The organism is Pseudomonas sp. EMN2, from assembly GCF_009650555.1.
Lineage (GTDB): Bacteria > Pseudomonadota > Gammaproteobacteria > Pseudomonadales > Pseudomonadaceae > Aquipseudomonas > Aquipseudomonas sichuanensis.
This window is the reverse complement of sequence record NZ_VZZR01000067.1, coordinates 54,751-72,856: the sequence shown is the minus strand read 5'-3', so window position 1 is coordinate 72,856 and position 18,106 is coordinate 54,751. Positions and strand designations below refer to the sequence as shown.

General features: G+C 64.2%; 11 protein-coding genes. 10 read left to right on the top strand and 1 reads right to left on the bottom strand.

The genetic code is table 11. The annotated features are described in order from the left end of the window. Window positions 1-508 precede the first annotated feature (508 nt). Complete coding sequence (locus tag F6X61_RS19770; RefSeq protein ID WP_371923729.1) at window positions 509-2,959, bottom strand: penicillin-binding protein 1A; 2,451 nt, start codon at window positions 2,957-2,959, stop codon at window positions 509-511. A gap of 169 nt (window positions 2,960-3,128) precedes the next feature. Here F6X61_RS19770 and pilM point away from each other — a divergent pair, with 169 nt between their 5' ends. The 10 genes from pilM to F6X61_RS19720 all read left to right on the top strand — a co-directional run bounded on the left by pilM (window position 3,129) and on the right by F6X61_RS19720 (window position 18,102). Next, window positions 3,129-4,019 (top strand): type IV pilus biogenesis protein PilM, encoded by an 891-nt coding sequence (gene pilM, locus F6X61_RS19765; RefSeq protein ID WP_153788051.1) that lies wholly within the window; start codon window positions 3,129-3,131, stop codon window positions 4,017-4,019. Then, complete coding sequence (locus F6X61_RS19760) at window positions 4,019-4,555, top strand: PilN domain-containing protein (RefSeq protein ID WP_153788050.1); 537 nt, start codon at window positions 4,019-4,021, stop codon at window positions 4,553-4,555. Before pilM ends, F6X61_RS19760 begins: the two co-directional genes overlap by 1 nt. Then, complete coding sequence (locus F6X61_RS19755; RefSeq protein WP_153788049.1) at window positions 4,552-5,562, top strand: pilus assembly protein PilP; 1,011 nt, start codon at window positions 4,552-4,554, stop codon at window positions 5,560-5,562. The genes F6X61_RS19760 and F6X61_RS19755 overlap by 4 nt, the downstream gene beginning before the upstream one ends. Continuing rightward, window positions 5,519-6,760, top strand: a complete 1,242-nt coding sequence (locus F6X61_RS19750) for a type IV pilus secretin PilQ (RefSeq protein ID WP_371923728.1) — start codon at window positions 5,519-5,521, stop codon at window positions 6,758-6,760. Before F6X61_RS19755 ends, F6X61_RS19750 begins: the two co-directional genes overlap by 44 nt. Before the next feature lie 4 nt (window positions 6,761-6,764). Then, the gene (aroK, locus tag F6X61_RS19745; protein ID WP_110996384.1) at window positions 6,765-7,283 is read left to right on the top strand and encodes a shikimate kinase AroK; all 519 of its coding nucleotides are present in this window, start codon (window positions 6,765-6,767) and stop codon (window positions 7,281-7,283) included. 98 nt (window positions 7,284-7,381) lie between these two features. Further along, window positions 7,382-8,479, top strand: a complete 1,098-nt coding sequence (aroB, locus tag F6X61_RS19740) for a 3-dehydroquinate synthase (protein WP_153788048.1) — start codon at window positions 7,382-7,384, stop codon at window positions 8,477-8,479. A 15-nt stretch (window positions 8,480-8,494) separates the two neighbouring features. Then, on the top strand, window positions 8,495-10,099 hold the full coding sequence (locus tag F6X61_RS19735; protein WP_110996386.1) for an AAA family ATPase: 1,605 nt from the start codon (window positions 8,495-8,497) through the stop codon (window positions 10,097-10,099). A gap of 376 nt (window positions 10,100-10,475) precedes the next feature. Beyond that, the gene (gene gltB / locus F6X61_RS19730; RefSeq protein WP_153788047.1) at window positions 10,476-14,921 is read left to right on the top strand and encodes a glutamate synthase large subunit; all 4,446 of its coding nucleotides are present in this window, start codon (window positions 10,476-10,478) and stop codon (window positions 14,919-14,921) included. Between the two features lie 123 nt (window positions 14,922-15,044). After that, window positions 15,045-16,463 carry an FAD-dependent oxidoreductase gene (locus F6X61_RS19725; protein ID WP_153788046.1) on the top strand — a complete coding sequence of 473 codons (1,419 nt, stop codon included), beginning with the start codon at window positions 15,045-15,047 and terminating at the stop codon, window positions 16,461-16,463. Between the two features lie 127 nt (window positions 16,464-16,590). Continuing rightward, window positions 16,591-18,102, top strand: a complete 1,512-nt coding sequence (locus F6X61_RS19720; RefSeq protein ID WP_153788045.1) for an amidase family protein — start codon at window positions 16,591-16,593, stop codon at window positions 18,100-18,102. The last annotated feature ends 4 nt before the right edge of the window (window positions 18,103-18,106 follow it).

Below are 18,106 nucleotides of genomic sequence, written 5' to 3'. Positions count from 1 at the left end.
CCAGCTCGATATCGAAGCTGAAGAGCCTGCTGATGGCGTCGTCGCCGTCGAACGCCAGTACCTGAAGATCGTGCTGAATCGCCGGCACGTGGAAGCGCAGGCGCTCTGTAGGTGTTGAGTCGAACATCCGTTGTCCCTTGTCAGGTCAGTCTGGCAAGGGCTCGCACAGCGTCGCCCCGCCAGGGGAAAAGTTGCCAAGCTAGCGGGGTTTCTCAACGGAAGATGCAGGACCCGTCCGTACGCTCGTAGGACGATTCCGGGCAAGGTGTCGGGTATATCCAGGCAGCCAGGTCGAGGGTGCAAGGCGTGCATCCGGCTGCAGGTGCTTGTCGGGACGTTCAACTGCGACAAGGTGCTGAACCGTTGAAACGAAAAAAGACGCCAATGGCGTCTTCTTTGTATTGCTGGGGCCGCTTGGCGGCCCTTCGCGGGGCAAGCCCGCTCCCAGAGGGATCGCGCTAGCTTTAGTAGTTGAGCAAGGCAGTTGCTCCTACACGGGCATCGTCTGTCAGAACAGATCCATCGGCGCCGCTTCATCCGCTGGCAGCGGGCTGCCAGGCGCTGCACCATTACCCAGCTCATCCACCGATGGCGGCGAGTCCTCGGCCTTGAACAGCTCGAAGTAGGCGTTCGGCGTGCTCGGGGTGGCGGCGCGGCCGCTGATCGGGTCGACCCTCAGGCTGAGAATGCCTTCCGGCTCGGCCGGGGTGTGTTCGGGCTTGCCCTTGAGCGCCGGGCCCATGAAGCCCATCCAGATCGGCAGGGCCACGGTGCCGCCGTACTCGCGGCGGCCCAGGGTTTCCGGTTGGTCGAAGCCTACCCACACGGTGGTGACGTAGTCGCCGTTGTAACCCGAGAACCACGCGTCCTTGGACTCGTTGGTGGTGCCGGTCTTGCCCGCCAGGTCATTGCGGCCCAGGGCCAGGGCGCGGCGGCCGGTGCCGCGCTTGATCACGTCCTGCAGCATGCTGGTCAGGATGTAGGTGGTGCGGCCATCGATGATGCGCTCGGCGACTGCCGGGGTTTGCGGTGCGGGCGCTACCTGGCCGAAGGCGGAAGGGGCTTCGCCCGGCATGGCGGTCACGCTGATCGGCTGTTCGGGCGCGGCAAGGCCGGCCTGGTCCTCGCTGCCTTGCGGCACGCGCGGCGGGTTGGCGGTGAACAGCGTTTCGCCGCTGCGGCTATCGATGCGCTCGATCAGGTATGGGCTGATCTTGTAGCCGCCGTTGGCGAAGGTACTCCAGCCGGTGGCGATCTCCATCGGGGTCAGGGTGGCGGTGCCGAGTGCCAGCGACAGGTTGCGCGGCAGGTCCTGCTTGTTGAAGCCGAACTTGGCGATGTAGTCGATGGTGCGGTCCACGCCCATGGCCTGCAACAGGCGGATCGACACCAGGTTGCGCGACTTGTACAGCGCCTCGCGCATGCGGATCGGGCCGAGGAAGGTGTTGGTGTCGTTCTTCGGTCGCCAGACCTTGTCCAGATATTCGTCGACGAACACGATCGGGGCGTCGTTGACCAGGCTGGCGGCGGTGTAGCCGCTGTCCAGCGCAGCGCTGTAGACGAACGGCTTGAAGCTCGAACCTGGCTGGCGCTTGGCCTGCATGGCGCGGTTGTAGTTGCTCTGCTCGAAGGAGAAGCCGCCGACCAGAGCTCGGATCGCGCCGTTATACGGGTCGAGGGTCACCAGTGCGCTCTGGGCGCCAGGCACCTGGCTGAACTTGAGCTTGCCGTCTTCCAGGCGCTGCAGGCGCACCAGGTCGCCAACCTGGGCGACATCGGCCGGCGACTGCGGCGAGCGGCCCTGTGCGTTGCTGTTGATGTACGGGCGGGCCCACTTCATGGTGTCCCAGGTTACGGTCTCTTCCAGGCCGCCGCGGGTCATTACCTTAAGGCCGGTTTTCTCGACCTGGGTGACGATGGCCGGCTCCAGGCCGCCGAGAGTGCGCTGCTTGCCGAGTTCCTGCAGCCAGGCGGCGCGGGCCTTGCCCGGGAAGCGCGCTTCGGGGCCGCGGTAGCCGTGGCGTTCGTCGTACTCCGAGAGGCCGTTGAGCACCGCGTTGTTGGCCATCTGCTGCATGTCGCTGGGGACGGTGGTGTAGACGCGGAAACCTTCCGTGTAGGCATCGCTGCCGTAGCGGCCGACCATTTCGGCACGCGCCATTTCGGCGACATAAGGGGCATTCACCTCTGGTGTCGGCACGTGGTAGCTGGCGTTCAACGGTTCGGCCAGGGCCGCCTGGTAGCTGGCTTCGTCGATCTTGCCGAGCTTGTACATACGCCCGAGGATCCAGTCGCGGCGCTCCTTGGCGCGCACCGGGTTGGCCAGCGGGTTGAAGCGTGACGGCGCCTTGGGCAGGCCGGCGATCATGGCCATCTGCGCCAGGCTGACGTCACGGATCGACTTGCCGTAGTACACCTGCGCGGCGGCATCGATGCCGTAGGCGCGGTTGCCCAGGTAGATCTTGTTGACGTACAGCTCGAGGATTTCGTCCTTGGTCAGTTCGCGTTCGATCTGCAGGGCCAGCAGGATTTCGTTGGTCTTGCGCGAGAAGCTGCGTTCGCTGCTGAGGAAGAAGTTCTTCGCCACCTGCATGGTGATGGTGCTGCCACCACTTTGAATGTGCCCGGACTTGACCAGCTGCGTGGCCGCGCGCATCAGGCTGCTGGGGTCGACGCCATAGTGATTGAGGAAATTATCGTCCTCGGCCGACAGCAATGCCTGGATGAACTGTGGGGGAATTTCCTGGAACTTGATTGGCGAGCGGCGCATCTCGCCGAACTCGGCGATCAGCTTGTCATCGCTGCTGTACACCCTCAGGGGGATTTGCAACTGGACGCTTCTCAGCGAATCGACCGACGGCAGGCTGGGGCTAAGATACAGAAACGCACCGCTCACACCGAGCACGAGCGCGCAGATGACTGCGACGAAAGACCACCAGAAGAACTTCAGCAGGCGTATCAAGGCTTTTGGGTGTCCAGGTTGAGGAGTGGAGGGCGCGGGGCCGGCGGACAGGAAAAAACGCTGGGCATTATAAGCATTTTTCGCCCCTTCGGGTGACCGGCCGGGGTACTGCGATGACCGCCCACGCGGCAAGCGCACGGGCTTTGATGACAGGGAAGGCACAGCCATGCTTGGACGCTTTGGCAAGGTTGCAGGTTCACTGCTGGGGGTGGAAATCGCCGCCGATTCCATACGAATGCTGCAAGTACGCCGTCAACGGGGCCGTTGCCGGGTCGTGGGCTGGGTGCGGCAGTCCATCGACCCTCCGTTGCGTGGCCCCCACCTGCTCGATGATGACGCCCGCCTGGTGGACGCTTTGCGCCAGGCCCATGGGCGCTGCGCGACGCGTCAGCGCCGGGTTGCCCTGGCGTTGCCGGCCTCGCAGGTGATCTGCAAGGTGCTGCGCTTGCCGATTGGCGTGTCCGACCTCGACGCCGAGGCGCAATTGCTTGATCAGGCCGACCAGCTCTTCCCCTTTCCGCTGGATGACCTGGCCCTGGATTTTCAGGTGCTAGGGGCGTCCGCCGAGCACCCAGGGCACGCCGATGTGCTGGTCGCTGCGTGCAGGCAAAGCCAGATTGACCCACTAGAGCAGGTGTTTGCGCGAGCAGGGTTGCAGGTGCAGGCAATGGAAGTCGACAGCATCGCCTTGCGCCGGGCCATGCCATCGTTACCTTCACGCACGACCGCCCTGTTGCAACTGGAGAGGAACGAGGCGGTGCTGTATCGGCTGCAAGACCCTGTGCTCCCACATCGCCAGCAGGTCGCGCTGGTTTCGCCAGAGGAGTGGCTCGAGCCAGTCGAGCGCCTTTGCATGCAAGCCGGCGTCGATGAGGTGGTCTTGGTGGGTGGGGCAGTCGATGACGAGCGGGCTTCAGCACTGGCTGAGCGCTTGAAGGTGGCATGCAGAATGGCCGCCGGCTCGGACTTTTCGGGTTTGGACAAGGGGCGTGAGGCCAAGGCGCTCGATGCCTCGATGGCCTTGGCGTGTGGGCTGGCGCTCGGTGGGTTGCATTAATGGTGCGCTTGAATTTGATGCCGTGGCGCGAGCGGCGCAGGGCGCGAGATGCCTATCGCTTTCGGATGCTGGTTATCGCCGGCCTGGTACTGGCCTTGCTGGGTGTGATGCTGCTCGATCACCTGGCGCGGTCACGCCTGGCACGGCAGATCGACGCTGTCACGGCGCAACAGGCCCAAGTGCAGCGTATTGATGCCATCGTGGCGCAGGTCGAGCAGTTGCGTGAGGCGCGCGATGCCCTGTCGGCAGAGCAGGCTGAGTTGATTGGGTTGCGGGCCCGCCAGGCGACGCTGCCGGGCTTCTTTCTCGGTCTGGAGCACGCTCTGCCAGAGGGCGCCAGGCTTACTGAACTCAAAGCGCTGGATGGGCAGTTTCGGCTGACCGGGCAGGCGGCCTCGCCGGCAGTCGTCGCCCGGTTCATGCGTGATCTGCAAGCGGCGCAGGTGCTGCAGGACTTGCAACTGGTTCATCTGCGCAATCTCGAAACGGGCGATGAGTTTGTTTTGACGGCGCGCCTGGCGGCGCACGGCTCATGAGGCGTGCTTCTCTGGCTGAATGGCAGGCGATGCTGCAGCGCTCGGCAGTGCTCAGGGCCGTACTCGTATTGGTACTGGCGGCAACCGTTGTGGTCGTGGGCTATCAGGTAAGCCTACGCGAGCTGTATGAAAACCATCGCGCGTATGCCCTGCTTGAGCAGGAGCTCCAAGAAAAGCTTGTGGCGAGGGAAGGGCAGGCTGCCGAGCTCGATCCGGAGCGCCAGGCGCTCAACGACGACGAGCAGCGCTTGTCGCGGGAACGCTGGCGGCTGGCGGCAGGAGAGGGGGTGAGCGAGTTGCTCGACCAGCTGGCGGTTTCGGGGCACCAGCACGGCTTGCTGGTCGAGCGCCTCGATGTGTTGGAGGTGCGTCAGCAAGCCAGGTATCGCGTGATGCCCCTGGACATCAGCGTGGTGGGTCGTTATCCGGCATTGCGAGCGTGGCTGGAGCAGTGGCTGCAGCAGGTGCGCCTGTTGAATGTGGCGCGGCTGGAGCTGCTCGCGGTGGATGAGCGTTCCGGGTTGGTCAGGGCGAAGCTGCAAGTGCATGCGTACGCCGCCGCGCCGGGCCTGGCAGTGCCGGTTTCGCTGGCAGATGAGCCCGCCCGACAGGCGGTATCCGCCCGCCAATTCGATCCGTTCCTGGCGTGGACGTCCCAGGTTGCGCCCCGTGGGATTGGCCGCGTTCCGCTGGAGCAACTGGAGATGGTCGGCAGCCTTTCTCGGGCGGGGCAACGCCATGCACTGTTGCGTTCGGCAGGCCATCTGTACCGGGTCGCAGTGGGGGATCGGCTGGGGCGTGATGAAGGGGTCGTGGTGCGCATCGATGCGCATCAGGTAGAGGTGCACGAACGGCTGTATATCGCCGGTGGCTGGCAGGAGCGCTCCCGGTTTCTGGCACTCGGGAAGGGTGCCCATGGAGAGGTCAGGGATGAAGATGAAAGTGTGGTCGAGCGGGGTTCTGATGCTCCTGCTGGGCTTGAAGCCGACGCTGACGCCGGCGTTTGAGCAAGAGCCCATATCACTGAACTTCCAGGACGTGGAAGTACGCGCGGTGCTGCAGGTCATGGCCGATTACGTAGGGATCAACCTGGTGGCCAGCGATACTGTTCAGGGCCGTATCAGCCTGCGCCTTGACGATGTGCCGTGGCAGCAGGCGCTGGATCTGGTACTGCGCAGCAAAGGGCTGGGGCGGCGCCAGGAGGGCAATGTGCTGCTGGTCGCGCCGGTTGCCGAGCTTGCCGAGCAGTCGCGCGGCGCCCATCTGGAACAGGCGTTGGAGGCACAACTGGAGCCCTTGCAGCGCGAGCTGATTCCGGTCTACCACGCCCGCGCTGCGGAGCTGGCGGAGTTGCTGCAGGCCAGCCTTGCCGACGACGGCCTCCTGGCTGGGCGCGGCAGCCTCAGCGTGGATGCGCGAACCAATACCTTGGTGGTGGCCCAGCCGCCGGACCGGCTCGCCGAGCTGCGCAAGCTGGTGGCGCAGCTCGATGTGCCCGTACGCCAGGTGATGATCGAAGCACGTATCGTCGAGGCCGGCGTCGATTACGAAAAGGCACTGGGTGTGCGTTGGGGAGGCCCTTTGTACGGGCCGGACAGCCGGTTGGGCAGCGAGCTGTTCGTCGACCTGGGGGTGGAGCGGGCCACGTCGGGGCTGGGAGTGGGCCTGCTGCGCAGTGACATACTGCTGGACCTGGAGCTCAGTGCGATGGAAAAGAGCGGCAACGGCGAGATCATCTCGCAGCCCAAGGTGGTCACCGCCGACAAGGAGACCGCGCGCATCATCAAGGGTACCGAGGTGCCTTACCAGGAAACGACCAAGAGCGGTGCCACCTCCGTCTCGTTCCGCGAGGCCTCGCTGTCGCTGGAAGTAACGCCGCAGATCACCCCGGATGGCCAGGTGGTGATGGAGGTGCGGGTGACCAAGGATGAGCCGGATTTCGTCAATGCCCTGAACAATGTGCCGCCGATCCGCAAGAACGAGGTCAATGCCAAGGTGCGGGTTGCCGATGGCCAGACCATTGTGATTGGCGGCGTCTACTCGACGTCGCAGAACAATGTGGTCGACAAGGTGCCATTTTTCGGCGATCTGCCGTATGTTGGGCGGCTGTTTCGACGCGATGCATTACAAGAGAAAAAATCCGAGCTGCTGGTCTTCCTGACTCCGCGTATCATGAGTGACCAGGCGATTGCTGTGAGTCGTTGATTCTGTGCGAAATTTGATACTTGTAGGGCCCATGGGCGCTGGAAAGAGCACCATCGGGCGCCTGTTGGCCAAAGAGCTGCGCCTGCTGTTCAAGGATTCCGACAAGGAAATCGAACTGCGAACCGGCGCCAATATCCCGTGGATCTTCGATAAAGAAGGCGAGCCGGGCTTTCGTGATCGTGAGCAGGCGATGATCGCCGAGCTCTGCGAACTCGATGGCGTGGTCCTGGCCACCGGTGGCGGCGCGGTGATGCGCGATGCCAACCGCGCCGCGCTGCACGCCGGAGGCCGGGTGATCTACCTGCATGCCTCGGTGGAGCAGCAGGTCGGGCGTACCGCCCGTGACCGCAACCGGCCGCTGTTGCGCACGGCCAACCCGGAAGCCACGCTGCGCGCCCTGCTGGAGGCACGCGACCCGCTCTATCGCGAGATTGCCGACATCGTGGTGGAAACCGACGAACGGCCACCGCGCATGGTGGTGCTCGATATTCTCGAGCGTTTGCATCAGTTGCCGCCCCGATAAGTCAGGACTATCCTCGGCCACCAACGCCGAGGCGGGGTTGAACGTCATCGCGCGGAGCCGCACAGCCGTCACCGCGCCCAAGCACATTGTGGGGATACATGCAGACACTTAAGGTCGACCTGGGCGAACGTAGCTACCCGATCTACATTGGCGAGGGCCTGCTGGACCAGCCCGAGCTGCTGGCGCCGCACATTGCCGGGCGCCAGGTGGCCATCGTGTCCAACGAGACCGTCGCGCCCCTGTACCTCGAACGCCTGAGCAAGACCCTGGGTGCCTACAAGGTGCTGCCAGTGGTGTTGCCCGATGGCGAGGCCCACAAGAACTGGGAAACCCTGCAACTGATCTTCGATGCGCTGCTGACTGCCCGTCATGACCGTCGCACCACCGTGGTCGCCCTTGGTGGCGGTGTGATCGGCGACATGGCCGGCTTCGCCGCGGCCTGCTACCAGCGCGGTGTCGACTTCATCCAGGTGCCTACCACCCTGCTGTCGCAGGTGGATTCGTCGGTCGGCGGCAAGACCGGCATCAACCACCCGCTGGGCAAGAACATGGTGGGTGCTTTCTATCAGCCCAACGCGGTGCTGATCGACACCACCAGCCTCAAGACCCTGCCTGAGCGCGAACTGTCCGCCGGGCTCGCCGAAGTCATCAAGTACGGCCTGATCTGCGATGAGCCTTTCCTGGGTTGGCTCGAAAAGAACATCAAGGCTCTGCGCGCCCTGGACTCCAAGGCCCTGACCGAAGCCATCGCCCGTTCCTGCGCCGCCAAGGCCGCCGTGGTCGGCGCCGACGAGCGTGAATCGGGCGTACGCGCCACGCTCAACCTAGGCCACACCTTCGGCCATGCCATCGAGACCCACATGGGCTACGGCGTCTGGCTGCATGGCGAGGCCGTGTCGGCGGGTACGGTGATGGCCCTGGAGATGTCCATGCGCCTTGGCTGGATCGACCAGCCTGCGCGAGATCGCGGTATTCGCCTGCTGCAGGACGCAGGATTGCCGGTGGTGCCACCACAGGAAATGACCCCGGCGCATTTCATGGAGCACATGGCGGTCGACAAGAAAGTGCTCGACGGGCGCCTGCGCCTGGTGCTGCTGCGCCAGATGGGCGAGGCCGTCGTCACCGACGACTATCCGACAGAGATTCTTCAGGCCACGCTGGCGGCGGATTACCGCGCGATCGTGGCCCAGCTTTGAGGTTGTGACAACGCAATGACCAGTCTGCATGCCGATGAGGCGTTCCTCGATCATTACCAGTTGAGCCACGATCCGTTCGCACCCCGTGTGCCCGGTTTCAAGTTCTTCCCCGCCCAGCGCAAACCGGTGCTGGGCCAACTGCACCACCTGGCGCGTTACAGCCAGTTGATGCTGGTGGTTACGGGCCCCGTGGGCAGCGGCAAGACCTTGCTGCGCCAGGCGCTGGTGGCCAGCACCAACAAGCAGTCGGTGCAAAGCGTGGTGGTGTCCGCCCGCGGTGCCTCCGACGCCGCCAGCGTGCTCGGCCAGGTAGCCCAGTCGCTCAACGTGGCGCAGCCTGAAGTGCAGGCAATCCTGTCGCAGGTGGTGCAACTGGCGCTGACCGGCCAGGAAGTCTATCTGCTGGTGGACGATGCGGAACAACTCGACGAGTCGGCACTCCAAGCCTTGCTGGAGTTGGCGGCGGGTGTTGCCGAAGGGCGTCCGCATGTGTTCCTGTTCGGCGAACCTTCACTGATCGCCGGGCTGGATGAGCTCAGTATCGATGAGGAGCGTTTCCACATCATCGAGCTGGCACCCTACAGCGAGGAAGAAACCCGCGAGTACCTGGAGCAGCGCCTGGACGGTGCCGGCCGGGGTATCGACGTGTTCACCCGCGAGCAGATCGCCGACATCCACGAAAATGCCGATGGGTGGCCTGGGACCATCAACCAGGTTGCCCGCGATACCTTGATCGAAGCCATGATCGCCAGCCGTACCACGGTGAAGCGACCAACCATGGGGTTCAAAATGCCTAAGAAACACGTGCTTGCGCTGTCCGCTGTGGTCGTGGTCGCCGTTGGTGCGGCGGTCCTGATGCCGAAGAAGAGCGACAAGGCCCCGACCGAGGCGCCGAGCGCCCAGGCTCAGTTGCCACTGGGTCAAGGCGGGAATGGCGCGCCGGCCATCGAATTCGCCGGTTCCTCGCAGCCAATGCCGCTGCCGCTGGTCGGCCAGTCGCAGCCGGTCATGCGCGAGCCATTGGCCCAGGCCGCCGGCATGGGTGACGGCGAAGAAGCCGGGCCTGCCGGCAACACCGCGCTGCAGCCTGCTGCGCCTTCCGCAGCGGTACCACCGACTGTCACCACTATTGCCCCGCCGCAAGGCGCTACTGCAGGGCCAGCACCGGCACCTGCACAACCGATCCAGCCGGTTGCGCCTGTGCAGAAGCCTGTCGCAACCCAAGCGCCAAAACCGGTTGCACCGGCTAAGCCAGCACCGGCCCCGACCCAGGTCGCCAGCGCCAAGCCTGCAGCCAAGCCTGTCGAGAAACCGGCAGCCGGTGGCGCCGGTGGCAGCAGCTGGTATGCCGGCCAGAAAGCCGGCAACTATGTGGTGCAGATCTTCGGCACCAGCTCCGAGGCGTCGGCCCAGTCGTTCGTCAAAGAGCAGGGTGGCGACTATCGCTACTTCAAGAAAAACCTGCAGGGCAAACCCCTGTATGTGGTCACCTACGGCAACTTCGCCAGCCGTGACGCCGCCGCTGCGGCAATCAAGAACTTGCCAGCCAAGGTCCAGGCTGGTAAACCTTGGCCACGTACCGTCGGCAGCGTCCAACAAGAGCTGGCCACGGCCCGCTGACACCTTCCGGGCGGCATCACCCCCGCCGCCCAGTTGCTGAGCGACTTCTAGCTTTCGACTAGCCTGCTGCACATCAAGTGCGGCAGGCTTTTCTGTCCCAGACTGCCGGCCACAAGCCCCGTGTTGCAGTCATGGCTGAAACGCTTCAGACTCGAGCCAAGCCGCTACCACGGCGCATGGCGCAAAAACATTCAAAATTGCGACATAAATTTTCAATGGTGAGACATGAAAATTTGTGAGCATCGCTGTCGCTGTGCAACAATGGTTTTCCATGACCACCGCAAAAAAGCTGGCGTTTGATCGGCGTGGATGGTAAGTGGTTGTTAAAAAAGAGATTTGCCTCCGGTTGAGAGGTGAACCTGGTGAGAAAGTGTCTATGAAAACAGGTCTGTACCATCCCGAAGAATTCAAGGACAACTGTGGTTTCGGCCTGATCGCCCATATGACGGGGCAGCCGAGTCACCACCTTCTGCAAACCGCCATGCAGGCGCTGACCTGCATGACCCACCGCGGCGGCATCAACGCCGACGGCAAGACCGGCGACGGTTGCGGTCTGCTCATGCAGAAGCCCGATCGATTCCTGCGTGCCGTGGCCCAGGAACACTTTGCCGTCGAGCTGCCCAAGCAGTACGCCGTCGGCATGGTGTTCTTCAACCAGGACCCGGTCAAAGCCCAAGCCGCACGCGCCAACATGGACCGCGAAATCGTCAATGCCGGCCTTACCCTGGTCGGCTGGCGCAAAGTGCCGATCGACACCAGCGTGCTCGGCCGCCTGGCCCTGGAGCGCCTGCCGCAGATCGAGCAGGTGTTCATCGGCGGTGAAGGCCTGAGCGATCAGGAATTCGCCATCAAGCTGTTCAGTGCCCGTCGCCGTTCGTCCGTGGCCAACGCCCACGACGCCGACCATTACATCTGCAGCTTTTCGCACAAGACCATCATCTACAAAGGCCTGATGATGCCGCGCGATCTCGCGGCCTTCTATCCAGACCTGGGTGACGAGCGCCTGCAAACCGCGATCTGCGTGTTCCACCAGCGCTTCTCCACCAACACCCTGCCGAAGTGGCCGCTGGCGCAGCCTTTCCGCTTCCTCGCCCACAACGGCGAGATCAACACCATCACCGGCAACCGCAACTGGGCCATGGCCCGTCGCACCAAGTTCGCCAACGACCTGATCCCCGACCTCGAAGAGCTCGGCCCGCTGGTCAACCGCGTCGGTTCCGACTCCTCGAGCATGGACAACATGCTCGAGCTGATGGTCACCGGCGGCATCGACCTGTTCCGCGGCGTGCGCATGCTGGTACCGCCAGCCTGGCAGAACGTCGAGACCATGGACGCCGACCTGCGCGCCTTCTACGAGTACAACTCCATGCACATGGAGCCGTGGGATGGCCCGGCCGGTATCGTGATGACCGAAGGCCGCCACGCGGTGTGCCTGCTCGACCGCAACGGCCTGCGCCCGGCGCGTTGGGTGACCACCACCAACGGCTACATCACCATCGCCTCGGAAATCGGCGTATGGGGCTACCAGCCTGAGGAAGTCCTGGCCAAGGGCCGTGTCGGCCCGGGCCAGATCCTGGCCGTCGACACCGAAACCGGCCAGATCCTCGACACCGACGCCATCGACAACCGCCTGAAGTCGCGCCACCCGTACAAGCGCTGGCTGCGTCAGCACGCCACGCGCATCCAGGCGACGCTGACCGACGACCAGGGCGCGGCCAGCTACGACGCCGACCAGCTCAAGCAATACATGAAGATGTTCCAGGTCACCTTCGAGGAGCGTGACCAGGTGCTGCGCCCGCTCGGCGAGCAGGGCCAGGAAGCGGTCGGCTCGATGGGCGACGACACGCCGATGGCCGTGCTGTCGCAGCGCGTGCGTTCGCCGTACGACTTCTTCCGCCAGCAGTTCGCCCAGGTGACCAACCCGCCGATCGACCCGCTGCGCGAAGCGATCGTCATGTCCCTGGAAATCTGCCTGGGTGCCGAGCGCAACATCTTCCAGGAGTCCCCCGAGCACGCCTCGCGGGTGATCCTCAGCTCGCCGGTCATCTCGCCCGCCAAGTGGCGTTCGCTGATGAACCTGGAGCGCGAAGGCTTTGACCGCCAGTTGATCGACCTCAACTATGCAGAGAGCGTCGGCCTGGAAGCGGCCATCCGCAACATCGCCGACCAGGCCGAAGAAGCGGTGCGCAGCGGCAAGACCCAGCTGGTGCTCAGCGACCGCTACATCGCTCCGGGCAAGCTGCCGGTGCACGCTTCGCTGGCCGTCGGTGCGGTGCACCACCGCCTGACCGAACAGGGCCTGCGCTGCGACAGCAACATCCTGGTCGAGACCGCCACCGCCCGCGACCCGCACCACTTCGCCGTGCTGCTGGGCTTCGGTGCCTCGGCCGTGTACCCGTACCTGGCCTACGAAGTGCTGGCCGACCTGATTCGCACCGGCGAAGTGCTGGGCGATCTGGACGAAGTGTTCAAGTACTACCGCAAAGGCATCTCCAAGGGCCTGCTGAAGATCCTGTCGAAGATGGGTATCTCGACCATCACCTCGTACCGTGGCGCCCAGCTTTTCGAAGCCATCGGCCTGTCCGAGGAAGTGGTCGGCCTGAGCTTCAAAGGCGTGTCGAGCCGCATCAAGGGTGCGCGTTTCGAAGACCTGGAGAGCGACCAGAAGCTGCTCGCCGCCGAAGCCTGGAGCGCGCGCAAGCCGATCCAGCAAGGTGGCCTGCTCAAGTTCGTCCACGGTGGCGAGTACCACGCCTACAACCCGGACGTGGTCAACACCCTGCAGGCCGCCGTGCAGCAGGGCGACTATGCCAAGTTCAAGGAATACACCACGCTGGTCGACCAGCGCCCGGTGTCGATGATCCGCGACCTGCTGAAAGTGAAGGTGGCCGACCAGGCCCTGGCACTGGATGAAGTCGAGCCGCTGGAGGCCATCCTCAAGCGCTTCGACTCCGCCGGCATCTCCCTGGGCGCGCTGTCGCCAGAGGCTCACGAAGCCCTGGCCGAGGCCATGAACCGCCTGGGTGCGCGCTCCAACTCCGGTGAGGGCGGCGAAGACCCGGCCCGCTACGGCACCATCAAGAGCTCGAAGATCAAGCAGGTGGCCACCGGCCGCTTTGGCGTGACCCCGGAATACCTGGTCAACGCCGAAGTGCTGCAGATCAAGGTGGCCCAGGGCGCCAAGCCTGGCGAGGGCGGCCAGCTGCCCGGCGGCAAGGTCAACGGCCTGATCGCCAAGCTGCGCTATGCGGTACCGGGCGTGACCCTGATCTCGCCACCGCCGCACCACGATATCTACTCGATCGAAGACCTGGCCCAGCTGATCTACGACCTCAAGCAGGTCAACCCGCAGGCCCTGGTCTCGGTCAAGCTGGTCGCCGAAGCCGGCGTGGGCACCATCGCCGCCGGCGTGGCCAAGGCCTATGCCGACCTGATTACCATCTCCGGCTACGACGGTGGTACCGGCGCTTCGCCGCTGACTTCGATCAAGTATGCCGGCGCCCCGTGGGAACTGGGCCTGGCCGAAACCCACCAGACCCTGCGCGGCAACGACCTGCGCGGCAAGGTGCGGGTACAGACCGACGGCGGCTTGAAAACCGGCCTGGACGTGATCAAGGCCGCAATCCTCGGCGCCGAGAGCTTCGGCTTCGGCACCGCGCCGATGATCGCCCTGGGCTGCAAGTACCTGCGCATCTGCCACCTGAACAACTGCGCCACCGGCGTGGCCACCCAGAACGACAAGCTGCGCAAGGACCACTACATCGGCACCGTCGACATGGTGATCAACTTCTTCACCTTCGTCGCCGAAGAGACCCGTGAGTGGCTGGCCAAGCTGGGCGTGCGCAGCCTGGGCGAGCTGATCGGCCGTACCGACCTGCTCGACGTGCTGCCGGGCGACACCGAGCGCCAGGGCCACCTCGACCTGTCGCCGCTGCTGGGCAGCTCGCACATTCCGGCCGACAAGCCGCAGTTCTGCGAAGTCGACAAGAACCCGCCGTTCGACCAGGGCGAGCTGGCCGAGAAGATGGTGGCCATGGCCATGCCGGCGATTCGCGACCTGGCCGGTGGCGAGTTCAGCCTCGACATCTGCAACTGCGACCGCTCCATCGGTGCGCGCATCTCTGGCGAAATCGCCAAGCTGCACGGCAACCAGGGCATGGCCGGTGCGCCGATCACCTTCCGCTTCAAGGGCACCGCGGGCCAGAGCTTCGGCGTGTGGAACGCCGGGGGCCTGAACCTGCACCTGGAAGGCGACGCCAACGATTACGTCGGCAAGGGCATGACCGGCGGCAAGGTGACCATCGTGCCACCGGCCGGCAGCCCGTTCGAAACCCAGCACAGCGCCATTGTCGGCAACACCTGCCTGTACGGCGCCACGGGCGGCAAGCTGTTCGCCGCCGGCACCGCGGGCGAGCGCTTCGCTGTGCGTAACTCCGGCGCCCACGCTGTGGTCGAGGGCACCGGCGATCACTGCTGTGAATACATGACCGGTGGCTTTGTCTGCGTCCTGGGCAAGACCGGTTACAACTTCGGCTCTGGCATGACCGGCGGCTTCGCCTACGTGCTCGACATGGACAACAGCTTCGTCGACAAACTCAACCACGAGCTGGTGGAAATCCAGCGCATCAGTGGTGAGGCGATGGAGGCCTACCGCAGCCACTTGGCGCGGGTCCTGGGCGAGTACGTGGAGGAGACCGGCAGCGAGTGGGGGCGCGAGCTCTCGGAGAACCTGGACGACTACGTGCGGCGCTTCTGGCTGGTCAAGCCGAAGGCGGCCACGCTCAAGCAACTGCTGTCCAGCACCCGCGCCAACCCGCAGTAAAAGCAGCTGCAAGTGGCAAGCCTCAAGTTGCAAGTAAAGGCAGCTAGAGGTTTGCCCGGCTTAAGTGATCGTCTTGCGGCTTGCAGCTTGTAGCTTGCAGCTGCTGTTGAGAGGTTTTGAAAAATGGCTGAACGTCTGAGCAACGACTTCCAGTTCATCGAAGTGGGTCGTAAGGACCCGAAGAAGAAACTGCTGCGCCAGCGCAAGAAGGAGTTCGTGGAAATCTACGAACCCTTCAAGCCCGCGCAGTCCGTGGAGCAGGCACACCGCTGCCTGGGCTGCGGCAACCCGTATTGCGAGTGGAAGTGCCCGGTCCACAACTTCATCCCCAACTGGCTGAAGCTGGTCGCCGAAGGCAACATCCTCGCCGCCGCTGAACTGTCGCACCAGACCAACACCCTGCCGGAAGTGTGCGGCCGTGTGTGCCCGCAAGACCGCCTGTGCGAAGGTGCCTGCACCCTCAACGACGGTTTCGGCGCGGTGACCATCGGTTCGGTGGAGAAGTACATCACCGACACCGCCTTCGCCATGGGCTGGCGCCCGGACATGTCCAAGGTCAAACCCACCGGCAAGCGCGTCGCCATCATCGGCGCCGGCCCCGCTGGCCTGGGCTGTGCCGACGTGCTGGTACGTGCCGGCGTGACCCCGGTGGTGTTCGACAAGAACCCCGAGATCGGTGGCCTGCTGACCTTCGGCATCCCCGAGTTCAAGCTGGAAAAGACCGTGCTCAGCAACCGCCGCGAAGTCTTCACCGGCATGGGCATCGAGTTCCGCCTGAACACCGAGGTGGGCAAGGACGTCAGCATGGAGCAGCTGCTCGCCGAGTACGACGCCGTATTCATGGGCATGGGCACCTACACCTACATGAAGGGCGGCTTCCCCGGCGAGGACCTGCCAGGCGTGCATGACGCACTGGACTTCCTGATCGCCAACGTCAACCGCAACCTGGGCTTTGAAAAGTCGCCGGAAGATTTCGTCGACATGCAGGGCAAGAAGGTCGTGGTACTGGGCGGTGGCGACACCGCGATGGACTGCAACCGCACCTCGATCCGCCAGGGCGCCAAGGCGGTGACCTGTGCTTATCGCCGTGACGAAGCCAACATGCCGGGTTCGCGCAAAGAGGTGAAGAACGCCAAGGAAGAAGGCGTGAAGTTCCTCTATAACCGCCAGCCCATCGCCATCGTCGGCGAAGACAAGGTCGAAGGCGTGAAGGTGGTCGAGACCCGTCTCGGCGAGCCGGACGCCCGTGGCCGCCGCAGCCCCGAGCCGATCCCCGGCTCCGAGGAGATCCTGCCGGCCGACGCCGTGGTGATCGCCTTCGGCTTCCGCCCGAGCCCGGCACCGTGGTTCGAGCAGCATGGCATCCAGATGGACAGCCAGGGCCGCGTGGTGGCACCGGAGAAGGGCAAGTTCAAGCACCAGACCAGCAACCCGAAAGTGTTCGCCGGTGGCGACATGGTGCGTGGGTCGGACCTGGTGGTAACGGCGATCTTCGAAGGGCGCACAGCGGCTGAAGGAATCCTCGATTACCTGGGTGTGTAATTGGGCGCCTCAAAGTAGGACGGATCCTACCTAGCCCGACGAATTGTCGGGCTAGTTCCACTGCCCAATGATTCCGAGACTGGAGGTGCTCAACAAAGAGCTAACATCCAGTCAAGGAATCTGATGTATGAATAATCTGCTTCAAAAGCCGCCAATTTCTGTAATAGGCAATTATTTCCCTCCCAACAGCGTGGCGCAGGGCAATTTCGACGGTCCGATCTTCGGCTCGATCATCGAGCCGGACAGTAAGGATTTCGCCACCATCGCCGAGCTTCAGGCCCTGCTGGCCGAGGGCGAGGTGAGTTCTGCCGATCTGGTGAGGCGTGCACTCGCGCGTATCGCCGCCCTCAATGGGCAAGGCCCGCAATTGCGGGCAGTCATCGAAACCAACCCCGATGCCCTCACCATCGCCGAAACCCTCGATGCCGAGCGTGCCGGCGGCAAGTCGCGTGGCCGCCTGCACGGCATTCCCGTACTGATCAAGGACAACATCGACAGCGGCGACAGCATGCAGACCAGCGCTGGCTCGCTGGCACTGGTGGGTGAGCCGGCCCCCGCCGACGCCTACCTGGTCCAGCGCCTGCGCGCTGCGGGTGCGATCATTCTGGGCAAGGCCAATACCTCCGAGTGGATGGGCTTTCGCGACTGGACGACCCCAATGGGCTGGAGCGGTCGTGGTGGCCAGACGCAGAGCGCGTTGGGCGAGGAATTGTCCGTCTTCGGTTCCAGCGCAGGCTCCGCGGTCGCGGTCAGTGCCGGCTTCGTGGCGGCGGCCGTGGGCACTGAAACCAATGGCTCGCTGGTAGGGCCTGCATTCTTCAATCAGGTGGTGGGGCTGCGCCCCACCTTGGGCCTGCTCAGTGCGTCCGGCCTGGTGCCTTTGACCAGCAGGCAGGATACCCCGGGGCCCATGGCGCGGACGGTAACCGATGCGGCGGCCCTGCTCGATGCGATGTTTGGCCTGGACATGCCGATACCCGCGCCGGAAGGGGCACCCACCGAAATGATCGACTATGCAGGCGGCCTGGATGCCACGGCCCTGGATGGCGCCAGGCTGGGTTACCCGTTGAAGACCCCGTCTGGCACGCCGATGCTCGAGGACCCTGTGTTCGCCGCCCTTGCGCCAAGGTTGGAGAACGCCGGCGCAACGCTGATACCGATCGACTTCGAGTTCCCCGATCTGTTCCAGGCCCAGATGGCGGTGTTGAGATTCGACTTCAAACGTGAACTGGCCCAGTACCTTGGCAGCCGTACGGGCATTGGGGTCAACACGCTGGCCGATGTGATTGCATTCAACGAGGCCAATCCCGTGCCCGAGGAATATGGCCAGGCCCTGTTGGTCGGGGCCGAGGCGCTGGAGTTCGACGAGGAACTCTACACCAGCCTTGCCGGGCTGCTGCGCGGCCAGAGCCAAGCACTGATCGACGATGCGTTGGCCGAACATGAACTGACCGCCTTGGTCGACCTGCCCATGGGGCGACTGGTCGGTTATGGTGCCCAGGCGGGCTACCCCGGCCTGACGGTGCCGGCAGGGGTGGACGATACCGGCATGCTCAAAGGCCTGCACTTCAGCGGCTCGCGTTGGAGCGACCAGGCGCTGCTCTCCCTGGGGTATGCCTTCGAGAAGAGCGAGGCGTAATAGC

Bases quoted from the DNA above. Each gene is read 5' to 3' on its own strand.
- F6X61_RS19755 (WP_153788049.1), top strand. From the start codon at position 4,552: ATGAGGCGTGCTTCTCTGGCTGAATGGCAGGCGATGCTGCAGCGCTCG.
- F6X61_RS19735 (WP_110996386.1), top strand. From the start codon at position 8,495: ATGACCAGTCTGCATGCCGATGAGGCGTTCCTCGATCATTACCAGTTG.
- F6X61_RS19750 (WP_371923728.1), top strand. From the start codon at position 5,519: ATGCTCCTGCTGGGCTTGAAGCCGACGCTGACGCCGGCGTTTGAGCAA.
- gltB (WP_153788047.1), top strand. From the start codon at position 10,476: ATGAAAACAGGTCTGTACCATCCCGAAGAATTCAAGGACAACTGTGGT.
- F6X61_RS19725 (WP_153788046.1), top strand. From the start codon at position 15,045: ATGGCTGAACGTCTGAGCAACGACTTCCAGTTCATCGAAGTGGGTCGT.
- aroB (WP_153788048.1), top strand. From the start codon at position 7,382: ATGCAGACACTTAAGGTCGACCTGGGCGAACGTAGCTACCCGATCTAC.
- pilM (WP_153788051.1), top strand. From the start codon at position 3,129: ATGCTTGGACGCTTTGGCAAGGTTGCAGGTTCACTGCTGGGGGTGGAA.
- F6X61_RS19760 (WP_153788050.1), top strand. From the start codon at position 4,019: ATGGTGCGCTTGAATTTGATGCCGTGGCGCGAGCGGCGCAGGGCGCGA.
- F6X61_RS19720 (WP_153788045.1), top strand. From the start codon at position 16,591: ATGAATAATCTGCTTCAAAAGCCGCCAATTTCTGTAATAGGCAATTAT.